The following is a 23,571-nucleotide window of genomic DNA, read 5'->3' on the forward strand; positions in this document are numbered from 1 at the left end:
CCGGGGGCCCCGCCCGTTATGCCTCTTTCGAGGCCAGGTATTGGTTGATGCTTGCCACCAGGGTATCGCAATCCATCCCGTGCACCATACAGGCTTCGGCCAGACTCTCGCCCTGCGAGGCGGGGCAGCCGACACAGTGCATGCCGGCCTCCATCAAAATGGGGGCGATCCCCTCCGCGTCGATGCGCAGCAATTCGCCAATCAAAATCTCCGGTGTAATGGTCATTTCGATACGCTCCTTTTGGTCATAAAGTTTACCGAATGACTCTATTATAGCCTGTTCTCCCCCCCAACACAACCCCTATGGGGGCCATTTTCTCTGGTGTTTCTGTCACAATTTCACTACCGTTTTCCGTGCATAAAGCCAATTTTGAGCCACTCTGCCGCCCCGCCCCAGGCCGCGGTCAAGCCCGCTGTGGCAGCGGCAGAGAGTCCGTCGCTTTAGCAACTCCCATTTATATTTTTCTCATTTTATATACAATGAGAAAAAAGAGGGTTGCAAGTGCACACTTTTGGGGTGGCCATCCGCCAAAGGAGAGTCGTCCATGAACGCCAGCCAGCGCCCCCTCAATGCAGAGCCCTTTCTGTGTACCATCTCTCATTGAGGGGGCGATGAAAACGTCCCGTCCCCTTCTGCCTCTGCCGGCAGGGGGCGCTGTGACACAGCGAATGGAAGCGGGCCCGCCCCGGTATCCCCCACAAGATGCTCTCCTCCCAACCCAAGGAGCTGGAGCACGACAGCCTCGTCATCCGCCGGGAGTACTCTCAAATCCCTCCCAAGGTGGAATACTCCCTCTTCCGCCGAGGCCACTCCCTTATCCCCATCCTGATCGTCCTCTCCGACCGGGGGGCCGACCATCTGCCCGAAAACTGGGGGCGTCTCCTAAGGACACTGCTCGGCGATAGGCTCGCCCTCCCTGTTGTAAAAAGTATTGACAGCAAGCTCGGCAAACCGGCCTTCTTCAAAATGGCCACAAAAAGCAAACAAACGCAACCCGTACAAAGTGCGCTTATTTGTTTGCTGCCCGCCCTCATGGGAGTGCCCTATGCCAACCAGGCGCATTCAACCAGCCTCATAGACTTTTTACAGGCTTCAACTCTTACATCCAAGGCATGATCGGAGGCAGGATACAAAACGGATGTCCCGCAGGGTCGATCATCACCCGCCAACGGTCATCATATTGGTGCTCCGATATGCTTGCGCCGCACGACAAGGCATATTTCACCCCTTCTTCCACATCCTGAACGTGAAAATCCAAATGCGCCATCTGCTGCTGCTTGTCCAGTGTCGCGGGCCACACGGGTGGCACATAGTCATCCACCTGTTGAATGGTGAGCCAGGTTGGCGTTCCCGTTTGTTCCAAATTTACCAAGACTGTATACTCTTCCCCCTTGAACCGCGTCCAGCCAAGCAATTTTTCATAAAATGCAGACAATTCGTCCGCGCGATCAGAATCCAAAACCACATTCCATCCCACAAGATCAAGCGCCATTATACGATCCCCTCCCATTTCCCAATCTGACAGGTACGCCTCGTTTGCCAAAAGTGTACTGTTTTTATGATACCTGACAAAAGTGTTTTTCTCAAGGCAATGTGGTGAAATCAGCAGAGCTTTTAGCAGATACATGTATCCGCAACCGGGACGATTCGGCCCAACGCCTGACACCTCGTCTTTCCTCTCTTCCCAGTGGCAGGACCCGGCCTTTTTGAGGGGAGGCCTTGCCCGTGAAAAATACAAAGCACCGTGCCCGCCATCTTCGCACTGGCGACCACCGCCCTCTTTCCAGCTCTCTTTGTCATTCCCGAAACCCGGGCCCCTCTGGCCCGCGTCTGGCCCTATCTGCCGGTCACGACCGCTACCCTCTGTGGAAATATCTTCTCCCTCTCCCGTTGGCCCCTCTGCCCCTCCCCCCTGCAAGGTGAATTGGCAGGGGGGAGGGCTGTCTCAACATTCCTCCCGATCACATCGGCGTTTCCAAAGCCACCGGCAAAGAGCTGGGCAACAGCGAAAAAAGCGACGCCATCTCCCCCGCGCCATACCTTCTCCAGCCAAACGCCAAACAGCCCCCGGCCGCCATCTGTGCGGTCGGGGGCTGTCCTCCCTTTTACAGCCGGTGCATAAACCGGCTCAAAAATTCTCTGGTCTTGGGGTTTCGGGGGTTGCCGAAAATCACCTCCGGGGTGTCGTCCTCAGCGATGAACCCATCGAGCATGAAGACCGTTCGGTCGGACACTTCGCGGGCAAACTCCATCTCGTGGGTGACCACCACCATGGTCATCCCCTCGTGGGCCAGCTGTTTCATCACCCCCAGCACCTCGCCCACCATCTCCGGGTCCAGAGCCGAGGTGGGCTCGTCGAAGAGGAGGACGTCCGGCTTCATGGCCAGGGCCCGGGCGATGGCCACCCGCTGCAACTGCCCGCCCGAGAGCTGGGCCGGCTTTGCGTCGATGTAGGGCACCATCCCCACCTTGTAGAGGTAGCGCAGGGCCAGCTCGCGGGACTCCTGCTTTCCCTTTTTCAGCACATACCGGGGCCCGGCCATGCAGTTTTCCAACACTGTCTGGTTGGCAAAGAGGTTGAAGGACTGAAAGACCATCCCCACCTTGGCCCGGTAGCGGTTCCAGTCAAAGCCATCCCCGCCGGCCAGTTCGCCGTGGTAGTAGATTTCGCCCCCGCTGGGGCTTTCCAGCCGATTGATGCACCGCAGCAGGGTCGACTTGCCCGAGCCCGAGGCCCCGATGACGCAGACCACCTCGCCCTGGTGCACCGTGAAGTCGATGTCCCGCAGCACCATGTGGGTGCCAAAGTTTTTTTGCAGGTGCCGCACCTTGAGGATCGGTTCCCGCTGCCACAGTTCCCGCAGGGCCGGGGACATCTCATCCCCGCCCGGGGCCACACTTCGGCGCTCCTGTACCGTCTGCCCGCTCATCTCACTGCCTCCTTTTGCATCTCCGCCTTCTCCCGGTCGCTCTCCGCCGCGATCGCCTTGAGTTCGGGGATGGAGGCGGGGTCTGCCAACTTGTAGTCCCGGGGGCCGTTCATCCGCCGCTCCACCAGGTGGAGCAGGGCGTTTGCCAGGGTGGTGAGCACCAGGTAGATGCAGCTGACCACAAAGAACACCTCAAAGTATCTGAAGTAGACGCCCGCCGCTGACCGGGCCGAGTAGAACAGCTCGTTCACGGTGATGACGCTGAGCACCGAGGTGTCTTTGATGTTGCTGACTAGGTAGTTGCCGATTTGGGGGGTAATGTTGCGAAACGCCTGGGGCACCACCACCGAGAGCATGGTCCTGCCGTGGGACATGCCGATGGCCTTGGCCCCTTCGATCTGACCCGGGTCAATGGACTGGATGCCGCCCCGCACCGTCTCGCACATGTAGGCGCCGGTGTTGATGGAGACCACCAGCAGACCCGCCATCAGGGGCTGAAAGTGCACCCCGAAGATGGCGGCTGCACCGTAGAAGATCACCATCGCCTGCACCATCATGGGGGTGCCGCGGAAAACCCAGACGTAGAAGCGGATGATGGCCCAGACGATGTTCATTCCCACCCGCTTGAAGAGATTGTCCTCCTTGGTGAGGGGAACGGTGCGCACCGTCCCCGCCAAAAAGCCGATGATACAGCCCAGCAGGGTGCCCAGCACCGCCAGGTAGACCGAGGTGCCGGCCCCCTTTAAAAAGGCGACGCCGTACTTCTCGGTGATAAAAGCCACCCATCCGAAAAATGTGGTGGGCAAATTCATGGTTTCTCTCCCCTTTTTCTTTGATCGCTCATCCCGTTACAAGGGGGCGCGCCTGCCCCACGCGAAAGGCCGCTACTGGTTGACCGGCTGCACCTCGATGGCGTGGCGGAGCATCTCCTCCTTCTCCTCCTCGGTGATCTGGCCCAGGGCGGCGTTGAGCTTTTCCTTCACATCACTGCGTTTTTTGCTGACGGCGATCCCCAGGTCGGTGTCCTCGTCGGAGAGCTGGAACCCGCTCCCTTCGGCCAGTTTGACCATGGCCAGGTCGGGGTTGGCCGCCACGGCCGACAGGGCAGTGGGCTCATCCATCAAGAGCATATCCACTATGCCCGACTGCAGCGAGACAATCATGGCCGGCACGTTGTCCATGGCGGGCATCTTGTCGACATTCGGGATCTGGTCGATGATGTCGTACCATAGGGTGTTGAGCATCGAGGTGCAGCTGGCGCCCGACAGGTCTTGCAGTTTGGTCTTGCCGGCGTACTTGCTGTCCTTTTTCACCAGGGCCACGATCTGGCTGCGGTAGTAGCAGTCGGTAAAGTCCATCGAGGCCTTGCGCTCGTCGGTGATGCTGATGGCCGAGATGGCGCAGTCGATGGTGCCCGTCTGCACCCCCAGCAGCAGCCCCTCCCAGTCGATCTTGTAGGCCTCCATCCGATAGCCGGCCTTGTCGCAAAGCTGCTTCATCAGCTCCACCTCAAAGCCATAGGTGTACTCATTGCTGCCGGTGATGGGCACCGCCCCGTTGGAATCGTCCAGTTGGGTCCAGGTAATAGGCGCGGTCATGCACTCGAAGCCGACCTTTAAAACCGGACGGTCATCGCCGTTTGCCGCAGACTTGTCCCCGCAGCCGGTCAGGGGCAGACAGAGAGCCGCCGCCAACGCCATAGCGATGATTCGTTTCCCTTTCACGATAAAAACCTACCTTTCCATCTTGCCTTTCGGCAATGCCACTTTCCAATAAGGCCGGGGGCGGGTCAATTATCCGCCCCCTCACCTTTGCCTGTATTATAGTGACTTGCCCCCTTCTTTTCAATGCACTGGGGAGAGGTTTTATGCTATCTTAACGATTCCACTACCATTATTTACATTGTATTCAGTCATTGGTTACAAAATATGCGATTTCTCCGCTGTCTTTTCGTCTTCTCCCGCTTGAAAGGGGAAATTTTTTCACATCTTTTGCCCGCCATCCGACCAATCTCTTCCCTCAACAGCCGGGCAAAAGCCAGCCACTTTGCAGCCACCTGGGCAAGGGATGGAGAAAGAGCTTTTCACCTCTCCAGCAGCCCCCTCTCTTCGATAAAAAGACAGCATCTGTCCGGCGGTCGACAGTTCCTCTACCGGCGCCTCTTTCAGCGAACGACACCCCTCATTTTCTCGCCGCCCGACGCATCGACACCAGGCACCAGGCACCGCGCCAAAGATGCCACTGTTTTTGTTGAGAGGGCCACCCGGCATTTTCGCCTCTGGCCTCCCCCCTCAAAAACGCCACAACTCTTTGACACAGCACCGCACTCCTCTGTTTTTTCCTCCCCTGCCGCCATCCTTTGCAGCCCAACACCCTGTCCACCCTCACCTCTCTGGTGGCAGTCAGCTCTTTTCCTTGCCGGGCCTGCATCCCATACACCGCTTAGATGAAAGATAGAAGCATCCCTTTTCATCTCCCCGACGCGCCCCACCTCTTGCGGTTGGGGCGCAGAAGCTGTGCCACGATAGCCCCTCTCTTGCACCTGCTTGGCCGACTGGGACCCCTGCCCTTCTGCCGTCAGGCATTTCAGCGGCCATCCCTCTGCCCAAACTGCCGCAGCCCCTTCTCTTTGCCCCGTCGCCTGCTCCCTTCTCTGGCCCTCCTTTTTCCCGTGCAGCCAAACGCCCGCCAGAGGTTCCCACTTATATCTCTTCGGCAGCAGTTAGCCCCCTTCTTGGCGGCACAGTGTTTGGCCCTTCCAGTCAAAAGACAAGGCACCTTTCCTCACATCTTTCAGCGCACACCCTCCTCTCCATGGCAGGGCCGACAGAGGGCTGGCAGCCAAAGGCCGCTCTGTGGCCGCCTTTCTCCTGTATCTACTGCGCCGACCAGAGTACTCCCTTTTTTGCCGCCGGACGCTTTAACGGCAGCTCTTCTCCTCAAACCGCTGCAGCTCTTTGGTACACCGTCTCTCCCCCTTTCCCCTCCCCCGGCCGATGTCCTGCCAAGCGTTTGCACCGCCGTCCTTTCCACCTTCCCCCTCTTTTCAACATCTCCCCATCCCTGGCAGCTCCCTCTTCCCGTTCCCACACGCAAAAAAAGCCCTTCGCTCGAACGAGCGAAGGGCTTTTGATTGACGAAAAGAAACGGTAGCTTACTGCTCCTCTTTCATCTTGGCGAAGCAGTCGCTGCAGTAGACAGGACGATCCTCGCGGGGCTGGAAGGGAACCTGGCAGGGAGCGCCACAAGAAGCGCAGACGGCGTCGTGCATCTCTCTGGGGCCTCTGAGGTTTCTCTTTCTGTTGTCACGGCACTCTTTGCAGCGCTGGGGCTCGTTCTCAAAGCCCTTCTCCGCGTAAAACTCCTGCTCACCAGCGGTGAACACGAACTCCTGGCCGCACTCTTTGCACACTAAAGTCTTGTCTTCGAACATTTGATTGTACCTCACTTTGGAAAGATAAATTTGGCCCGCACCGGAATTGAACCGTCTTTTAGAAAAACCTAAACGCTCCCCTGAGCTATTGGGCATATTTTAATTTTTTTCTCACTCGTTGCAGGGCGTTATCGACAGATTTCTCCGGCTTGTGCAAGAGGCGCGAAATGTCCTTGTAACTGTACCCGTCCAGGTGTAGAGACAATACCTGTTTCTCAAACGAAGACAAAACACTCTCCGCCTGCTTCATCAGGCGGGACACTTGTTCTCGCTGTGCAACTATCTGCTGAGGGTCGCTGGCCCCGTCGGCTCCGTCTTCTCCGTCCAAGTAGGGCAGCTTTTCCTCGCCGCTGCCCCGCTTGCGCGCCCGGCTGCGCCGGTGGCTGGCGATCATGGCGTTGCGAAGGCAAACCGTCGCGTAGGAGGAGAAGGGGATCCCCCTCTCCGCGTCAAAACTGCTCACCGCGGCGGGCAGGGCCATCAGCCCTTCCTGCGCCATGTCCTCGCAGTCGGCGGAAAAGAGTTTGTGCGCCATCGCCTCGGCGATGGGGAGGTAGGCAGAAACCAACTGATTGAGGGCTTTCGCGTCGCCCCCCTGCGCCCGGCGCAGAAGCTCGGTCTGTGCGTCATCCGGTTTCCAATCGCCCATAAGACCCTACCTTTAGCGTTCTCTCAACATCCCCATCCTAACCCATAAACCACTTCCTGTCAAGGAATTTTTTCACTCTCGCCAAAAGCGCCAGATTTTTCAGACAAAAGTTGCGCAAACCCTCCAAAAGTCGCATGGCGGAGCAGAAATCCACCTTTCTGCCCAGTGCGAAAAATCATTCCGCCGCCAGCTCAGACTCGTCCCGGGTGACGTTTCGCATCCAGCAGCCGCTGCGGATGCGGAAAAAGGAGACCACCGTCTTGATGGGGGAGTCGATGCGCAGCAGCACATAGACCACCGGCGCCGCCACCTTGGCCACCAGGCCGAAGTAGGCCCCCAGAGGGGTGGCCACCGCCCAGATGAAGAAGACGTCGATAAAGAAGGTGAACTTGGTGTCGCCGCCGCCCCGCAAAACCCCCATGGTGGAGATGACCTCCACCGAGATGAGAAAGGTCATGACCGCAGCCGCGATCATCATCTCGCTGGCCATGGCGGTGGTCTCGGGGGCGATGTTGTACAGCCCGATGACCGGCTTTCGGATGGCCAGCACGATCAAAGCGCCCACCGTCCCTACCCCCAGGGAGAGCAGCTGCATGGTGGTGGCCATCTTCCGCACATACCCGGCGGGTTTCGAGCTGACAGCCTTGCCGATTTGGATGGCGGTGGCGTTGGAGAGGCCGAAGAGGAAGATGAAGGCCAGCTGGGTCACCACGTTGACGATGCTGTTGGCCGCCACCACCGATGCCCCCATCCGTCCCAAAATGGCGGCGTGCACCGAGGTGGAGAGCCCCCAGGCGATCTCGTTGAAGGCCACCGGCAGGCTGGTCTTGACGTAGTCGCCCAGCAGCAGCCGGTCCATCTTGTGAAAGAGGTGGCGCAGCCGAAAGCCGGTGCGCTTTTCAAAGCGCTCCATGTAGACGATCGACATCACCAACTCGCTGATGCGGGCGCAGAGGGTGCCCACCGCGGCGCCCGCGACCCCCAGGGCCGGCGCGCCAAAGGCGCCGAAGATGAAGATGTAGTTGATGATCACGTTGATGACAAAGGAGACCGAGTAGATCACCACCGAAATCTTGACCTGCTCCACCCCCCGCAGGGAGGTGATATAGCAGTTGGAGACCCCGTAGAAGAAGTAGGAGAAGGCGATGATCTTCAGGTAGCGCACCCCTTCGGCCACCACCTCGGGGTCGGCGGTGAAGAGGCGCAAGATGGCCTCGGGGAAACAGAGCACCAGGGCGGTGACGAGCAGGGAGAGCACCACCACGAACTTCAGCCCAATGGCCATGATCCGGCTGATGGCCGCTGTGTCCCCCTTGCCCCAGTACTGGCTGATCATCACCGAACCGCCGGCGGCAAAGCCGAAGGAGAACATACTGAAGACGAAAAAGGGCTGGTTGGCCAGGGAGGCCGCCGACAACTGCACCTCGCCCAACTGGCCCAGCATCACGGTGTCCATCATATTGACCCCAAAGCTGATGAGGTTTTGCAGGGCAATGGGGATGGCCACCGTCAACAGGGCCCGGTAAAAGGACTTTTCGGTCAAAATCTTGTCGCGCACGTTCTCAATTCCCTCTCTGTTTGATTTCGCCCCCAGCACTCCCTCTTTCTTGGCGAGAGGGAGTGCTGGACAAAGGCACAAAAAACAGCCGCCTGTGGGGTCCGCCGGGCCGAAAAGCGACTGGTGGGAGGGGGCCGCCCTCCCTATGACAGCAGCAGTATACCACATTCCCAGCCCCGCGCCAACACCTTTTGTCCAAAAAGCGACTTCTTTTTTGACCGTCTTTTTCCGTCCTTCCTTGTCTTTATCATACCGCCTCCCCACCGTCTTTTTCGTCCATCCTCCCCGCATCTTCCCGAAAGGGATGCACTTCCTCCCCCCGGCGGCCAGCCCAATATCTCGGCAAAATGGACACTTGACGGCAGGGGCCTTGGTCGGCCTTTTGCGCAACCGCTCTCCCCTACCCTGCCGTCAGGGGCAGCGCATCCCCGTGACGAAAAGGGGGAATTGTGGAAGCAGTTGGGTGCTTTACCCCTATCTCCGCTCCATCGAGGCTGCCTGTTTAAGGGGGCACCGCCCCTCGCACCTGACGGTGGCAAGCGGGGCGCTGTCGAAGAGTGTCGCCCCGCCCAAAAGCCCGCCACCGCAAAAGAGCCGGCGCCGCTGGTTTGCGGCGTCGGCTCTCTAAAGGGAGTTTTTCTCCCCCTTGTTTATAGCGGTGTTTGCTCCTCTCTCGGGGCACTCCTAGGCGTTGGTGGCCACAAAATTAACCGTCTTGTCCAAAAAGAGGTTGGGCTTGTACTGCAGCTCCAGCTCCTTCCAGTCCGCCGGCAGCTCGTAGCCGATGATGCCGGTGAGCTTTTTCCCCTTGGCAATGGTGCCGCTGAGGTCCTTGCCCTGTTCGTAGGAGGCGCTGATGCTGAGGCTGATGGCCTCGTCGTCGGCGTAAGCGTCAAAAGAGGCGGCGCTGATGAGCAGCTCCTTGTCCGATCCATTCTCCACAGTGAACTCGCAGACAATAAAGGTATTTCCCTTGTCGGGCTTCAGGTACTGTGTGCCCTCGTTCTCCTCCACCTTGTTGAGGGTGATCTTCACGCCGTCGCCCTCGTAGGTCTCGCCCACGCCAAAGGAGGTCTTTTCCTCCACCTGCGAAGAAGAGCTCTCGCCCGACCCGCTCCCCCCATCGGTGCTGGAGCCGCAGCCGGCGCAGAGCACCAGGGCCGCCGCGCAGAGCAGAGACAATAAAATGCGTTTTTTCATCTTTCCAAAACTCCTCTCACTGGCAAAATGGCCCGGCTGTACTTGCCGGGCGACCCTCCGTTCCAGACCTCGGATGATCGCCCTCATTGTACGAAAAAACCGGGGTAAAGTCCTATGCTCCCAGCATAGGACTTTACCCCGGGACCCAATTCCTCCACCGGCCATCAGGGCACCCGGTAAAGGGTGTATCCGACCTGTACCAAAATAATCAAAATCACCAGCCAGACGGCTAAGTAGCACAGTCCCGCCAGCCAGCGCTGTCCCCGCCTGTCCAGTGCGCGAAAGGGCGGTCGGGTGCGGACCCTCCCCAAGTCCAACCAGTAAGCAGCGTGGGGGAGAAATATCCACAGGTAAATCAGGCAGCTCACCGCCGTTCCCGTGCTCTCAAAGGGACGGCTGGTCAGGGCAGTCCAGAGGACAAAGGCGGCGAAGGCCAAAAATGCCACCAGCCGCCAGGCGTTTTCCCTGCCAAATACGCTCTGCCACCGGCGGGGCGGTCCCCCGCTCTCTTCGGCAGAGGAGGGGGCGGGGAAAGGCTGTGCCGGCAGCGCCGCCGCGGCGTTTCCCCGGCTGTGCGGCTGGGGGGCGGCGGCGGAAAGGGCGGGCCCCGCGGGGAAAGCAGCCCCCTCTTCGGCGGGCAGCCCTGCCAGCGCCTGCTGCACCGCCCCCCGCAGTTGGGCGGCCGACTGGTACCGCTGGGCCGGGTCGATGCGCAGGCAGCAGTCGATCACCTCTGCCAAAGGGCCCTTCCAGCGCCGCTCCTCCGGCAGTTTGCCGCAGAGCAGCCAGTTGGCCAGCGCCCCCAGAGCATAGAGGTCGGTGCGGGCGTCGGTCTGGGCGTAGCCGTACTGCTCGGGGGCGGCATAGCCCTTGGTCCCCAGGTAGACCGTGTCGTTTTTCTGCCGGGGGTCGTACTGGCGGGCCGCCTCGAAATCGATGAGGAAGAGCTGTCCGTCCGGCCGCACCAGCACATTTTGCGGCTTGATGTCCCGGTGTACCAGCCCCGCCCGGTGCAAGGGCTCCAAAATATCGCAGAGGGCACAGAGCCACCGCCCCACCTGCGCCACCCCCAGCCGTCGCCGTCCCTCGGCGCAGCGGGCCATCGTCTCCCCGGGCACGTACTCCTCCAGCACCACCGTCTCGCCCGCGCACTGGTAGAGGTCATAGACCATGGGGGTGCCGGCAAACTGCCGGTCCCGCAGCTGGGGATAGACGGTGTCCGCCCGGTGAATGGTCTTTTTCACCGCCACCAGACCGGTATTTTTGTCCCGCACCAGCTCCACTCTCGCCCGCTCATTTTCAGAAAAGGTGTCCAGCACCTGATACCGGTCTGCCAGGTAGTCGGTCAACTCTGTCATCGCTGTCTCATTCCTCGGCTCTGTAAATTCTCCCGCTGTGGGACCCTGGCGGGGCGGCGCGCACTTCTCTCTCGGATGCGGCGCGGCGGCCTTTTGGGGCACCGCTGTCCGGCCCCCGGCAAAGGAGGGCGGTCGCCCGCCCTCTTTTCACCCACAGCTATTTTTATTCTACCACAACCCAAACGAAAAGACACTTAGCTGCCAGCATATTGCGGCGGGGGCCGGGCTTCTATATAATGAAAGGTACTTCTTTCGCCCAGGCAGACTGGGCAGTTTCACAGAAAGGGCTGATCCTGTGTCCCAAAAAACCACCGGAGAGCTGCGCAACGAGCTGCAAGAGGCGCCGTCTCTGGACGCCTATATCCGCGAGAACGAGGGCGAATTCCTGCACAAGGAATTCTCGCAGTACCTCGTCGAATGCCTGGCAAAGCGGGGCCTGCGCAAGTCTGAGGTCATCCGCCGCAGCGGTTTGAGCGAGGTCTACGCCTATCAGATCCTGGCCGGCAAAAAGCGGGCCGAGCGGGACAAGCTCATCTGTCTGTGCTTGGGCGGCGGCCTCTGTGCCGACGAGTGCGACCGCGTCCTCCGCCTGGCCGGGCGGGGCAAACTCTACCCCCGCGACCGGCGCGACGCCATCTTGCTCTACTGCCTGGACAAGGGGCTCGGGGTGGCCGAAGCCGACGACCTGCTCTACGAGGCGGGGGAGCCCACCCTTCTCAGCTAGCCCCCTCCCGCAGTGCGCCGGGCCGGCCACAAGGCCACACTCCGCGCCGACCGTCCCGCCAAACCACTATTCTAAAAAGGAGTGATCTGCCGTGCGACCCATCCGCCGGGAAGAGCCCTTTCCCCAGCTGCGAAAGGCCCTCACCGCCGACTGCCGGTGCTGCCGCGGCCTCTGCTGTGCCGCCCTCTACCGCGCCCGCACCGAGGGGTTTCCCGCCGACCTGCCCCCGGGCCGCCCCTGCCCCCACCTGGACGGGGAGTACCGCTGCGCCATCCACGGCCAGCTCACCGCCCGCGGCCTGCATGGCTGCACCGCCTACGACTGTTTGGGGGCCGGACAGCGGGCTGCCACCTCCCCTGCCGACTGGCGCCGCGACCCGGAAGAAAAGGAGCGGCTCTTTGCCCGCTTCCTCTCCCTGACCGCCCTCCACCAGATGCTCTGGTACCTGGCCGAAGCCGCCGCCCTCCTCCCCGCCCGCTCCCTCTGGGAGGGGGCCCAGCAGCTCATCGGCGAGTGCTGGTCCCTGGGCGAGGGGGACGTCCCCCTCGACGCCGCCCTGGTGGAGCGGCAGCGCACGCGGGTCAACCAGTTGCTCCGCCCCGCCCACGAGCTGACCCTGGCCGCCGTCGGTGGCCGGCCCTCCCCCCGTCGGAGCGCCGACTGTTCGGGCCGGCAATTTCGGGGAGCGCCCCTGCGCGGGCGCGATTTCTCCATGTCCCTCCTCCTGGGGGCCGATCTCTCCGGCTGTGACCTCTGGGGCAGCAGCTTCCTGGGCGCAGACCTGCGGGGGGCCGATCTCCGCGGGGCCGACCTGCGGGGGAGCATCTTCCTCACCCCCATCCAGTTGGGGGCCGCTCGGGGGGACGGGCAAACCCGCCTTCCCCCCTTCCTCTCCCGCCCCGCCTCCTGGGACCCCTCCCCACAGCACGACGGGCCCCGGTGACCCCTTGGGGCGGCCACGCCCCTTCCCTTTTTTCCGCCTTTTTGCACATCTTTTTCCCACCCACCGGCTTTGTGTGATATAATAGGGGAATAAATGAACACATGCCAGACGGGTGCGGGGGTGGAATAAGCGATGACAGAAAAGACAAACGCGGGCAACGGTCGGGGCCGCCCCAAGGGGTTCACCCTGGTGGAGGTCATTGTGGTCCTGGTCATTCTGGCGGTCCTCGCCGCCCTCCTCATCCCCTCCATGGTGGGCTGGATCGACAAGGCCCACAAGCGCGCCTGCGAGGTGAGCAAGGCCGGCCTGGCCCGCGACCTGCAGGCGGAGGAGATCTATCAGACTGGGGGCGGGGGCAAACTCACCACCTCCCAACTGCAGGAGTTGGCCCAAACGTCCGAATTTTACTGCAAGCAGGGCGGAGTCTACCACGTGCTGCGCGACGGCGCAGGGGAGATACAGGTCGTCTGTCCCCTGCACGACAGCGCCTACACCTTTGACATGAGCGAGGTCATCCGCAATCTCATGGCAAACCCCGGCAGCGAGGAGCTCAAGGCCCTGTTCCAGTCCTTTACCGGTGCGGGCAAGTACATCGACTCCACCAGCAAGCAGGGCACCAACCGGGAAAAGCTGGAGGGCGCCCTCAAAGAGGCGGGCTTTGACCTGCAGGCCCAGGGGGTGCAGAGCTGGTCCTTCCAGGGGGTGGGAAGCGGCCAATTCCTGCTCTACTGGACCACCGAAAGTCTGGCGGACTACCCGGTGGGCAGCCAGGTCAAGGTGATGCGCTACAACTCCCGCCGGGGCACCTACACCGCCGGCTATGTCACCGTGCAGGAGACCCAGTTGGAGGGGAAGGGCGAATACTACCCCGTGCTGGGCCGGGGCGACGCCTCCTGGAGCGAATTCACCGACATCCCCCAGAGCGACGCGGACAAACAGCAATTCGACGCCATCTACCAGGTATTCGGCCAGATGCCGGCCGGCGCCAACTGACTCGCCTGTACCCAAAGGGGGGCGGGAGCAATCAACTGCTCCCGCCCCCCCTTTTTCTTCTTTGTCCCGACGGCGGCGCTATTTTTAGCCGCCGAGCTGGGCCAGATACTCCTCCACAAATTTGGAGGCCACCGCCCCGTCCGCCGCCGCGGTCACGATCTGCCGCAGGGGCTTTTGGCGCACATCCCCCACCGCAAAGACCCCCGGCAGGCTGGTGCGGGTGGTCTCGTCGGCCACCAGGTAGCCCTGCTCGTCCATCTCCAGCTGGCCGCGGAAAAGGGCGGTGTCGGGCACCCGGCCGATGGCGACAAAGACCCCATCACAGGCCACCTCGCGGGTGGCGCCGCTGCCCACCTCCTGCAGCCGGACCCCGCTCACCCGCTGGCCGTGAAGGACCTCCGCGCCCGTTTGGTTCCAGAGGAATTCCACCGGGCTGCCCTCCAGCGCCTTTTGATAGACAGCCGACGCCCGCAGCGCATCCCTCCGGTGCACCAGATAGACCTTTTTGCAGATTTTCGAGAGGTAGAGGGCGTCCTCCGCAGCGCTGTTCCCCCCGCCGGCGCCCACCACCGTCTTGTCCCTGTAAAGCATCCCGTCACAGGTGGCGCAGTAGGAGATCCCCCGCCCCCGCAGACCGCGCTCTTCGGGCAGCCCCAGCTCCCGAGGAGAGGCCCCGGTGGCCAGGACCACGGTGTGGGCCAGCACCGGGCCATCGCTGGTCTCGATTGTTTTGGGGACCGCCCGCAGGTCCACCGACTCCACCTCGGCGAAGGCCGTCTGCGCCCCAAAGCGCTCGGCCCCCCGCTTCATCCGCTCCCCCAGCGCAAAGCCGTCGATCCCCTCGTCAAATCCGGGGTAGTTGTCCACCTGGCCGGTGGTGGCCATCTGCCCGCCGGGGGCCATCTTCTCGATCACCAGCACCGAAAGGCCGCTCCGGGCACAGTAGAGGGCGGCCGCATAGCCGCCCGGCCCGCCGCCGATCACTGCCACGTCGTATATTTTTTCCGCCATCGCACACACATCCTTTCCGCCCCGACACATCCTCTCGGTACAGCCGGGCAGGTCGTCACAGGGCTCTTGGTCGATTTCTCATCTTTTTAAAGGGCCCCATTCTCCCGAAGCCAGTTCTCGATTTCCGCCGCCGATCCGGGGTTGACCAGGGGCTCGCTTGCGCGGCCGCCGGCAAAGAGCCGCAGGGTGGGAATGGTGTCCACCCCGTAGTGCTCGGCCAACTGCGGCAATTCGTCGATGTCCACTATCTTTACCTCCAACCGGTCGCCATACTTTTCCGCCAGCCGCGCAACGGCCGGGGCCAACCGGCGGCAGTAGCCGCACCAGGGGGCGGAAAAATCCACCAGCACCGGCTTCTCACTGCGCAGCACCCCCTCTTCAAACTGTTCTCTACCAACTGCTAAAACTGCCATCGCAAACGCGACCTCCCTTTCTTTCGGGCGGAAGGATTGGCGCTGCCTGCTGCAAGGGCCCGTCCCTTCTGGGGCGGCCAATCTCCCTTTTGGCGCAGGCCGGCCGAAGCTCCATCTCCGCAAACTGTTTTTTCTATTGTTACAGATTGTACTGTAATACTAACAGTTACAGAATCTCCTGTCAACCCCTCTTTCCCAATTTCTTTCCCATTTCTCGACAAAAGACCGGGCCCCGCCGTGCACTGCGCACGGTGAAGCCCGGTCTTTCTGTCCGCCCTTTGGCCCAGCTGTCCCCTACTGGGGCAAAAAAGCATTCAGCGCCCCCTCATCGAGCACTCGAAAGCGCCGCTTCTCCCAGCAAAAGATCCCCTCTTTAGCGCAGGCGGCCACAGCCCGGTTGACGCTGCGCAGCGGGGCCCCCGCCTCCATCGACAACAGCTCTTTGGTCAGTTGGGGCAGCTTTCCGGCTCGGTGCCAGACCGCCACGGTGCGCAGCACCCGCTCCCGCACCGTGTAGCGGCCAAACTTGTCAAAGAGGACGGTGTTCTCGGTCAGCTTGCGCACCAACTGGGCCACCACGTACTGGGTAAAGTCAAAGTCGGCCCGCATCCACTCCAAAAAGGCGCTGCGGGAGAGGCGGTACAGTCGGCAGGGACTGACCGCCGCCACATTGATGACGTTCTCCCGCCCGCAAAACACCTCAAACTCGCCGAAGAGGCTGGGGGCGCAGTAGTGAAACACCGGCGACACCTGCCCCCGGCCCCCCTGCAAGTACCCCTCGGCGCCCCCCTCCAGGAGGATATAGACGGCGCTGTTCTCCATCCCCTCCCAGAGGATAGGGGCCCGCCGCCCAAACGACACCTCTTCCAGCTGGCGCCTGACCGCTGCCGGCGCCGCCGCCAAAAAATCGATCAGCCCTTTCATGGGGCACCTCCAAACAAAAAATTGCATTTTGGTCAGGTGACCTGGATTTTGCCATTGGCTTCATTCTATACTGGAGAAAACCAACCGTCAACCGAGAGAGGAGAAGAGAGATGCGACATTTTATCATCGACACCGACACTGGAGGAGACGACGCCCTTGCCCTGATGATGATGCTCATGGGCAGCGGGGTCCAGGTGGAGGCAGTTACCACCGTATTCGGCAACGTGGACCTGGAACAGGCCACCCAAAACGCCCTGGCAACACTGGAATTGGTGGGGGGTGAGCTGCCGCCGGTCTACAAGGGCGCCTCCCGCCCCCTGCTGCGCGAGCCCCTCACCACCGTACACGCCCACGGCAGCGACGGCATGGGCGACTGCGGCTTGGTGCACCCCCATATCGCCCCCCGGGAAGGGCACGCGGTGGATGTGATCTGCCAGCTGGCCAAGCGCTTTCCCGGCGAACTGGAGATCCTGATGATCGGGCCCGCCACCAACGTCGCCCTCGCCCTGATGAAGGAGCCGGAAACCATGCAGGGGGTCAAACACATCTACTCCATGGGGACCGGCGGGTACAGCCTGGGGATGGAGACCGCCGTGGCCGAGTTCAACGTGCTGGTGGATGCCGAGGCCTACGATGCGGTACTGCGAAGTGGGATCCCCCTCACCATCGCCGGATTTGACCTCTGCCTGGGCGAGACCGCCTTCAGCGCCCAGGACATCGACCTCCTCAACCAGTCGGGCTCCGCCCTAGCCTCGTTTGTGGTGCAGAGCAACCGGGTGCTGTTGGAGATGGCCACCGCCCGCCTGGGCTATCCCACCGTGCCCCTGCCCGACGCCCTCGCCGCAGCCGCCGCCCTCTGGCCAGACACGGTGTTGGAGGCGGAGGACCGCTTTTGCTACACCTGCTACCGGGAGGAGGCCACCTATGGCCAGGTCATCCCCTTCCTCCCCAACACGATCGCCACCGCCGGCGGCTACCAAAATCAGCCGGCCAACGCCCGCCTCATCAAGCGGATGGACGCCGCCCTCTTCAAAGAGCGGGTCCTAAAGATGCTGCTGCCATAAGCCACCTCGCCCCCCTTGCCTGCGCAAGGCGGGTCTTCTTTTTCCCCTCTCGCATCCCTCCCCATAGGGCCTGCTCTCACTCCCCAAAGGCGCTGGCCCTCGGGGTCCTCCCATTTCGAGTTCGCTGCATTCCGGCTGCGCAGATCCTGGCACCGCCATCGTCCCTGCCGCCCTCCCGGCTACTTCCCGTCAACCTTTTTCGCCTGAAAGGGCCCCTTTTCGGAAAGAATTTACAAAAAATAGCAAATTGCGCACGACTGTTCATTGTGCTGCTTCGCAAATTGGACTATTATTCCAGCATGGAGGTGGCAAAGTGGACAGATTCAAGCGCGTAGCGGTGCAATTTGGACTGCGACTCAGACTGGCCAGGGAGGCGCGCGGCCTGACCCAGGAAAAGATGGCGGAGCTCTGCGGCATCAGTCCCCGCCACTATCACAATCTCGAAAACGGGCACACCAACCCCAGTCTGGCGACCGCTTTGCGGATCTCCTCTCAACTGGGTTTCAGCCTGGACAGCCTGCGAGAGGAGGTGATGTAGTTGCAACTCGAATACGCGGTGTTTCAGGAACTCCGCCGGATCGCCGACAGCGGCACCTTTCTCACCTATGGCATCCGCGTCTGGCGCAGAGAGGGGGGCGGCAAACTCCTTCTCCGCCAGGTGTCCGACGTCTCGGTCTCCCGCCCCTTTGTCGAGCAAATCGCCGCTCTGTGCAACCGGTATGAGCTGGCGCCGGAGCACCTGATGGACGTGATCGAAGATGCGTTTGGAAAATAGGGACCACCGCGGCAAAAGGCCTCCTTTGGGGGGCTTTTTTCACGCCTGTTTCCAAAGAAAGGTGCAAAGCCGCCCCACGACCCTATCCGAGGGCAACCCTCTTCACCAAATTTCTCCCCCTTTCGACAAACCTTTCGCGACAATCGCTTCCCTCCCCGCTAGGATGGAGAAAACCCCATCCAATCAACTGGGAGATGTTGTCGTGAAAAAGCTGTTTGTCCTCTTGCTGGCGGCCGCCCTCTGTCTGGGCGGCTGCTCCGCGGCCAAAGGCGGGGAAGGCGGGTCCTCTGCTCCCTCCGCTCCGGCCACCTCGTCCAGCGCGTCCTCCTCCAGCCGCGTTTCCTCCTCCGCCTCCAGCAGTCAGGTGTCTTCCAGCTCCCAAACCTCCTCGGCTGCCGCATCCAAAAAGAGCGCCTCTCTATCGTCCTCCAAGCCGGTGTCCTCCGCCGCGGCGACCTCTCAGCCGCCGAGCGGATCCCCTGCCCCTGCCGCCCCGCCCAGCAGTTCCGCCGCCCCCGCGACAGACCCCCAGCAAAGCGTCACCGTCTATGTGACCAAGACGGGGGAGAAATACCACCGCGCCGGCTGCCAGTACCTAAAAAAGAGCTGCATCCCCATCTCGCTGGACGACGCCAAGCGCAGTTACAGCCCCTGCTCCAAGTGCAACCCGCCGCGGTAGAGCTTGGGAGCGGTAGGGCGCCTATTAAAGTCGTGCGGGAGCTGCAAAATAGAATGTCCATCTGCTCACCCCAAAGGCACATCACAGCGCCGCGGTCATGTTGAGAACAGAGCAGAAGTCTATCCCGTCCCGTTTCCGCCCCAAAACCTCTATAGGTCGATACACGAGGAGGTGTACCTCTGTGGAACAGTGTGAATTTGCCCTACTGATCCTGCGATATTGGTATTTGATGGAGTTTCTCTCCCAGCAAAACTTTCCGTCAGAGAGCAGGGACAATAAGAAGGCAAATCAAACGGCGCGAACTGGCGAGCACCGATACCCCATCACTGTCTACCGCGAACTCGATGAACAGGTGCCCGACATCCGCACCCTGCTCAACGAAGATGCTAAGACTTATCCCTTTCACTCTGTCACCTCGGACGAGGTTGCAATCTGTCTGGGAAAGATAGGGCGCAATCTCTGTGTGGAATATCTGCGCAAAAAATTTGGCCAAACAGACGAGTCACCAGAAGTCAGTCGCGGCACCATCTGTATTATCGGTCTAAAATGCGACGGAAATGGACGCTACATCCAAAACAGCTTTTGCATCTCCCCCCTTTTGTGGGGGGTTGCTCAACTGCAAAATACCGAAGGCAAAATAAACGAAGAGTTTCTCGCACAACTGCTGTCTCTTTCTGCCTACCGGACAGCAATGGCCCCCTTTGAGAGCGAGTTGACAGAGATAGTAGAAGAACAGCGCGTGGGGAAACCGGTGACTACTCCGTTGCTGCAGCGTCTCTATCATTCTGTCTGCCAAGCATATCTCATCCCTCTTTTTAATGAGGCAACGCCCTTTCGCGGACTTGCCATTCATCGGCGCTACTCTTCAGAAGAATCAAAAGTCAAGAACCTGGACCCCCTCTATCACAGCGACCTGTGTAGGAGCTTTTTTGCCGATGACCTGCGACTCGTCACTCAACAGATCGAAGCCGGTAGATATGGCAGGCAGAGCGAATTTGAGCGCCAGGTCATTCAGTACATTGTTGGGGCGTACGCTGAAGAAACCTTTCAAAACCACTGGATTGACTTTTCCAAAAGGCTTGATGTACGGCCGGACAAAAGTACCGATTCTCTAAAGGACTTTTTCTGGCACCATCTGGACGTATCATGCGCTCCCCTTGGCAGATGGCCATCGCAATTTATGCCTGCCCTTATGCAGCAACTGGCAATTAACTTGGGAACCGTTCCCCAAGCGCCCGCCGGAAAGCTATTTTCAGTAAATGGACCGCCCGGTACCGGGAAAACCACCCTGCTCAAAGATATTATTGCAGGGAACATTGTGGACAGGGCTCGCTTGACGGCGGCCTATGCAGACCCCGACGATGCGTTTGTCGAGATGCATTTTCAGGACGGAGACAAGATACAGCACAGCTACAGCAAATACTGCCAGTCCTATTTTGATTTTGCCGATCCGAGGATGAAGGACTATGGTATGTTGGTTGCCTCCTGCAACAACGCCGCGGTCGAGAACATTACTAAGGAGCTGCCGGACAGGGAAGCTCTGCTGGAAGGCATCTCTTCGGGCAGAGCCGATGCCTCACCTATTCGGGAAGGGCTGCAGCAGGTGCGGAGGCTGTTTGACCCGCAGTATATCGGTGAGTGCGCCCTGTCGGCTTTCCCGCTGGACCGACACAAAGGAACAGCTTTTCGAGATGTCTTTTTTACAGAGTACGCCAACGAGTTGGCCTACCGGCGCGAGGGCGAGTGGGATCGCTGGGGACTCATCTCCGCCGCGCTCGGAAAAGCTGACAACATCAGTGCCTATGCCTACAGGGTGCTTCGTCCTCTCACAATTACACACTGTTCCCGAGAAAAAAATCAAGCACGCAAAGAGTTCTACTCCAAAGCAGTTGAGCAATTTCAGCTTCAACTCGCCAAAGTAGAAGAACTGCAACAGCGTATTGGCAAGGTGAGCAGTGCCCGACAGACCTTTCTCGAAGAAAAAAAGAAACTTGAACAAATACGGCAGCAACTCATGCAAAATCTTGCGGAGAGCAAACGAGAGGCAGTCCGTCTACAGCGGGAAATCGCCGCTGCCCTTGATGAAGTGAAGAAAATTCAGGACGAGAGTCAGAATGCGGGACAGATTCTCTCCGCTCTACAGTCGGAAAGGCTCCTTCAAGATCAGCAGCTGCACCGTGCCGATGAGAAAATTCAGAGGATCAAGAATGAGATCATCGAATTAGAGGCCCGACAGGGCTGGAAGGAATGGCTCTGGGCTATTATCCACAAAACCACCATGTTGTCCCAAAATATTGCAGAGCGATACTGCGCATTGGATGGCGAGAGGCAGGCAAAGTCAGAAATGGAAGCCCGCTATCGCACCCTCTTGCAACAGTTGCAGGAGCGCGAGCGCCATTGTCGCCATCTGTCAGAGGCCACGGGAGAGTGGAATCGAAGAAAACACAGTTGCGAGGAAGCAAAGCAGACTTGTGAAATTTCTATTGGGGAGGTCAAACGACAGATCACCCTTCTCGACACAGAAGCCCAGCAGATGCGCACCAAGTATCTCGAGCTGCTGGAATGCGCCGACAAAACAACGGATGTCCTCCGCCAGATGACCATTCTCAATGATGAATTTTGGTCCCTCTACGGCAGTGAGGATGAAGAAGAGAGCACCCGTGCGCAGGTATGCAATCCGTGGTTTACCGAAGAATACAATCGCGAACGGGAAAAATTATTCTATTGTGCTCTTCAGTTGCACAGGGAGTTTGTTCTCTCTTCTAGGGCATGTGGATGGAATCTGAGAAATCTACTCATGCTGTGGAAGGTCTCCCAAGATGAAGAGCACAAATTGGTGTCGTTTTCCCAGCGGGATAAAGAGAGTTGTTTTGGCGCACTGTTAAACACTGTATTCCTACTCACCCCTGTCATTTCGACAACATTTGCCTCAGCGGGCGCCATGCTCCACGACATACGCAACCCCGGTGAGATTGGTTATCTGATTATCGACGAGGCAGGGCAGGCCCAACCACAAATGGCAATCGGCGCGCTCTATCGGTGTCGAAGGGCCATTGTTGTAGGAGATCCCAAACAGGTGGAACCCGTTGTAACAGATGACATGGACGCAATCAAACGTCTGATCGACACCCCTTACAACCATCCCTATCGATCAAAACGCCGATCTGTTCAGGAATTCGCTGACCGCATCAACCCGGTTGGGACTTCTTTTTCTGAGATGGATGGTGAACAAAAGACCTGGGTTGGCTGTCCCTTAATGGTACACCGCAGATGTATCAGTCCCATGTATGAAATCTCCAACGCCATCTCCTACAACAACAGCATGAAACAGCAGACCACAGAGCCCAGCCCTCAACAGGAGGCCGGTTTCTGCTTGGAGAGTTCTGCGTGGTTCAACGTGGGAGGAACGGAGCAGAGCACCCAAGGCAAAAACCACTTCGTGTCCAATCAGGGACAGAAGGCACTGGAGCTCATTCGGCTGGCATTTTCCAAAACAGATGGCATTCCAGACCTATTCGTCATCAGCCCTTTTACCACAGTGAAGGACGGACTGGCAAAAATGGTGCGAAACCTTCCTGAATACAGGACTGATGTCCGTTTCTCCCGATGGCTCGAAAAAAATGTGGGGACCGTTCACACCTTTCAGGGACGAGAAGCTTCCGAGGTCATCTTCTTGCTGGGGTGCGACCGAAATGCTCTCGGCGCGGTGAGATGGGTAAACACAAACATTGTCAATGTGGCGGTGACACGAGCAAAGTACCGCCTGTACATCATTGGTGATTATACTGTTTGGCAGCACTCTCATGTCATGCAGGTGGTCAAGTCCATCATGGACAGCTATGCCATACGCCCCTTAAAAAAATCGCCGAAGATCCCCATGCACAAGCGGAAAGAGATGAGGTCGAAAAGTTGTTTCGCCAGGTGCCTCGGGGAACCGCTTTTGAGTTGGACGGCGAGATTCCCAATGCTCTTGCCAGCACTTTTTGCAAATCCCTCTCTACAATTTGGGAGGATGACGCCACTTTGTCCCCAGAACAAGCCGACGCCTTTGGACTGACCGAACAGGCACTTAAAGAGATGGACCCTGCGGTGGCACAGTATGCCATTTGGAGTGTCAAGCTGTATATGATGTTTTTCCTACTGCGAAAACGGTACCAAATTGAAAATATTGATTTCTCATGCTGTGGCATTCTATTTTGTAAGACTATGGAACTACAACTGCAAACCTGCCTTTTTCCCGCGCTCAAACACCACTTTCCCACCTTCAAATATAACCGCAAAACACTGGAGCATCTGCCAGAAAACCAGGCAATGGTGGGCCTATACACCAGTTTGCTGCAAGAAGAGGCCCATCGCTCCCATCTGGCAGATTTGCACGTCTCATGGAATGGGGAGAGCTGCGATCAGCACTGGTGGTATACCTATCACACAGATTTGGTTGAATTCAAGAAGTTGAGAAACCAGTGTTGCCACAAAGAAGCATTTTCCTGGCCAGCTGTTAGGGAGCTTCTAAAGGTGTTGTTTAGAAAGGGAGAGCTTGGAAAGACCGCTGTGGGACATAGCCTCCTCGCACAATCACCCGCTTTCAACTGACCCCCTAGCTTTGCCGCAGATAGGCCGAAATCGAGAATATTAGGCAGTATAACCCCATTTCAAGCCTCAAATATTCGACAGTCTTATCAGAAGAGGAGGTGCACCAACAGCGCCTCCTTTTTTCAACCTGTACAGAGAGTCCTCCCATTCATTGGCCGGATTTCTTCTTGTCAGATGACTGCCGGACTTTACTGTAGGGCATCGCACTCAAAGAGCAGTCGATTTTATAGGTATTTTAGTAGGCAATCAAATCTTCCCTGACGGCTCCTATTTACTACAAAAACAGGCAAAATAGATACTCACCCAAACACAGGTATAAAACT

General features: G+C 59.2%; 23 protein-coding genes and 1 pseudogene. 10 read left to right on the forward strand and 14 right to left on the reverse strand.

Annotated features, from left to right (window positions below; translation table 11 throughout):
* Positions 1-16 precede the first annotated feature (16 nt).
* A complete protein-coding gene (locus GT748_RS03075) occupies positions 17-226 on the reverse strand; it encodes a DUF1858 domain-containing protein (RefSeq protein ID WP_044993521.1) in 210 nt (69 codons plus the stop codon).
* Positions 227-703: 477 nt separating this feature from the next.
* Between GT748_RS03075 and GT748_RS15850 the strand changes: the two are divergent.
* Positions 704-808, forward strand: a pseudogene (locus GT748_RS15850) (winged helix-turn-helix transcriptional regulator); the annotation flags it as partial.
* A gap of 75 nt (positions 809-883) precedes the next feature.
* On the opposite strand, the gene GT748_RS15375 reads toward GT748_RS15850, so the two are convergent.
* From GT748_RS15375 to GT748_RS03125, 10 genes are all read right to left on the reverse strand, one after another.
* Entirely contained in the window at positions 884-1,063 is a 180-nt protein-coding gene (locus GT748_RS15375) for a hypothetical protein (protein WP_243147993.1), read from the reverse strand.
* A gap of 37 nt (positions 1,064-1,100) precedes the next feature.
* On the reverse strand, positions 1,101-1,493 hold the full coding sequence (locus GT748_RS03085) for a VOC family protein (protein ID WP_044993523.1): 393 nt from the start codon (positions 1,491-1,493) through the stop codon (positions 1,101-1,103).
* A gap of 613 nt (positions 1,494-2,106) precedes the next feature.
* Positions 2,107-2,877, reverse strand: a complete 771-nt coding sequence (locus tag GT748_RS03090; RefSeq protein WP_073261375.1) for an amino acid ABC transporter ATP-binding protein — start codon at positions 2,875-2,877, stop codon at positions 2,107-2,109.
* A 50-nt stretch (positions 2,878-2,927) separates the two neighbouring features.
* A complete protein-coding gene (locus tag GT748_RS03095) occupies positions 2,928-3,743 on the reverse strand; it encodes an amino acid ABC transporter permease (protein ID WP_021661392.1) in 816 nt (271 codons plus the stop codon).
* 72 nt (positions 3,744-3,815) lie between these two features.
* Entirely contained in the window at positions 3,816-4,655 is an 840-nt protein-coding gene (locus tag GT748_RS03100) for a transporter substrate-binding domain-containing protein (RefSeq protein WP_143161664.1), read from the reverse strand.
* Between the two features lie 1,430 nt (positions 4,656-6,085).
* Complete coding sequence (locus GT748_RS03105) at positions 6,086-6,364, reverse strand: zinc-ribbon domain containing protein (RefSeq protein ID WP_021661398.1); 279 nt, start codon at positions 6,362-6,364, stop codon at positions 6,086-6,088.
* Positions 6,365-6,449: 85 nt separating this feature from the next.
* Positions 6,450-7,013 carry a sigma-70 family RNA polymerase sigma factor gene (locus tag GT748_RS03110; protein WP_021661399.1) on the reverse strand — a complete coding sequence of 188 codons (564 nt, stop codon included), beginning with the start codon at positions 7,011-7,013 and terminating at the stop codon, positions 6,450-6,452.
* Positions 7,014-7,188: 175 nt separating this feature from the next.
* Positions 7,189-8,571: an MATE family efflux transporter gene (locus tag GT748_RS03115; RefSeq protein WP_044993528.1), complete on the reverse strand. Its 1,383-nt coding sequence runs from the start codon at positions 8,569-8,571 to the stop codon at positions 7,189-7,191.
* A 684-nt stretch (positions 8,572-9,255) separates the two neighbouring features.
* On the reverse strand, positions 9,256-9,771 hold the full coding sequence (locus tag GT748_RS03120) for a DUF4352 domain-containing protein (RefSeq protein ID WP_052537737.1): 516 nt from the start codon (positions 9,769-9,771) through the stop codon (positions 9,256-9,258).
* 164 nt (positions 9,772-9,935) lie between these two features.
* Positions 9,936-11,129: a serine/threonine protein kinase gene (locus GT748_RS03125; protein WP_021661404.1), complete on the reverse strand. Its 1,194-nt coding sequence runs from the start codon at positions 11,127-11,129 to the stop codon at positions 9,936-9,938.
* A gap of 295 nt (positions 11,130-11,424) precedes the next feature.
* On the opposite strand from GT748_RS03125, the gene GT748_RS03130 reads away from it, so the two are divergent.
* From GT748_RS03130 to GT748_RS03140, 3 genes are all read left to right on the forward strand, one after another.
* Entirely contained in the window at positions 11,425-11,853 is a 429-nt protein-coding gene (locus GT748_RS03130; RefSeq protein WP_021661405.1) for a hypothetical protein, read from the forward strand.
* Positions 11,854-11,944: 91 nt separating this feature from the next.
* Entirely contained in the window at positions 11,945-12,796 is an 852-nt protein-coding gene (locus GT748_RS15900) for a pentapeptide repeat-containing protein (RefSeq protein ID WP_021661406.1), read from the forward strand.
* A gap of 132 nt (positions 12,797-12,928) precedes the next feature.
* Complete coding sequence (locus GT748_RS03140; RefSeq protein WP_021661407.1) at positions 12,929-13,789, forward strand: prepilin-type N-terminal cleavage/methylation domain-containing protein; 861 nt, start codon at positions 12,929-12,931, stop codon at positions 13,787-13,789.
* An 84-nt stretch (positions 13,790-13,873) separates the two neighbouring features.
* Here the strand turns inward: GT748_RS03140 and trxB are convergent, their stop codons facing one another.
* The 3 genes from trxB to GT748_RS03155 all read right to left on the reverse strand — a co-directional run bounded on the left by trxB (position 13,874) and on the right by GT748_RS03155 (position 16,137).
* Positions 13,874-14,800: a thioredoxin-disulfide reductase gene (trxB, locus tag GT748_RS03145; RefSeq protein ID WP_161222308.1), complete on the reverse strand. Its 927-nt coding sequence runs from the start codon at positions 14,798-14,800 to the stop codon at positions 13,874-13,876.
* An 86-nt stretch (positions 14,801-14,886) separates the two neighbouring features.
* Positions 14,887-15,213 (reverse strand): thioredoxin family protein, encoded by a 327-nt coding sequence (locus GT748_RS03150; RefSeq protein ID WP_021661409.1) that lies wholly within the window; start codon positions 15,211-15,213, stop codon positions 14,887-14,889.
* A gap of 294 nt (positions 15,214-15,507) precedes the next feature.
* Positions 15,508-16,137 (reverse strand): Crp/Fnr family transcriptional regulator, encoded by a 630-nt coding sequence (locus GT748_RS03155; RefSeq protein ID WP_161222309.1) that lies wholly within the window; start codon positions 16,135-16,137, stop codon positions 15,508-15,510.
* Positions 16,138-16,247: 110 nt separating this feature from the next.
* Between GT748_RS03155 and GT748_RS03160 the strand changes: the two genes are divergently transcribed.
* The 6 genes from GT748_RS03160 to GT748_RS03185 all read left to right on the forward strand — a co-directional run bounded on the left by GT748_RS03160 (position 16,248) and on the right by GT748_RS03185 (position 23,248).
* Positions 16,248-17,201 (forward strand): nucleoside hydrolase, encoded by a 954-nt coding sequence (locus GT748_RS03160; protein ID WP_021661412.1) that lies wholly within the window; start codon positions 16,248-16,250, stop codon positions 17,199-17,201.
* 313 nt (positions 17,202-17,514) lie between these two features.
* Positions 17,515-17,739: a helix-turn-helix domain-containing protein gene (locus tag GT748_RS15675; protein WP_021661414.1), complete on the forward strand. Its 225-nt coding sequence runs from the start codon at positions 17,515-17,517 to the stop codon at positions 17,737-17,739.
* Positions 17,740-17,976: a DUF6514 family protein gene (locus GT748_RS03170; protein ID WP_021661415.1), complete on the forward strand. Its 237-nt coding sequence runs from the start codon at positions 17,740-17,742 to the stop codon at positions 17,974-17,976. It begins immediately after the preceding gene.
* Positions 17,977-18,178: 202 nt separating this feature from the next.
* Positions 18,179-18,655, forward strand: a complete 477-nt coding sequence (locus GT748_RS03175; protein ID WP_161213265.1) for a hypothetical protein — start codon at positions 18,179-18,181, stop codon at positions 18,653-18,655.
* A 181-nt stretch (positions 18,656-18,836) separates the two neighbouring features.
* Positions 18,837-22,712: a DEAD/DEAH box helicase gene (locus tag GT748_RS15905; RefSeq protein ID WP_052537738.1), complete on the forward strand. Its 3,876-nt coding sequence runs from the start codon at positions 18,837-18,839 to the stop codon at positions 22,710-22,712.
* Positions 22,679-23,248, forward strand: a complete 570-nt coding sequence (locus GT748_RS03185) for a hypothetical protein (RefSeq protein ID WP_052537739.1) — start codon at positions 22,679-22,681, stop codon at positions 23,246-23,248. The genes GT748_RS15905 and GT748_RS03185 overlap by 34 nt, the downstream gene beginning before the upstream one ends.
* Positions 23,249-23,571: the final 323 nt, after the last annotated feature.

The sequence above is a fragment of the Bittarella massiliensis (ex Durand et al. 2017) genome (assembly GCF_009876955.1).
Classification (GTDB): domain Bacteria; phylum Bacillota; class Clostridia; order Oscillospirales; family Ruminococcaceae; genus Bittarella; species Bittarella massiliensis.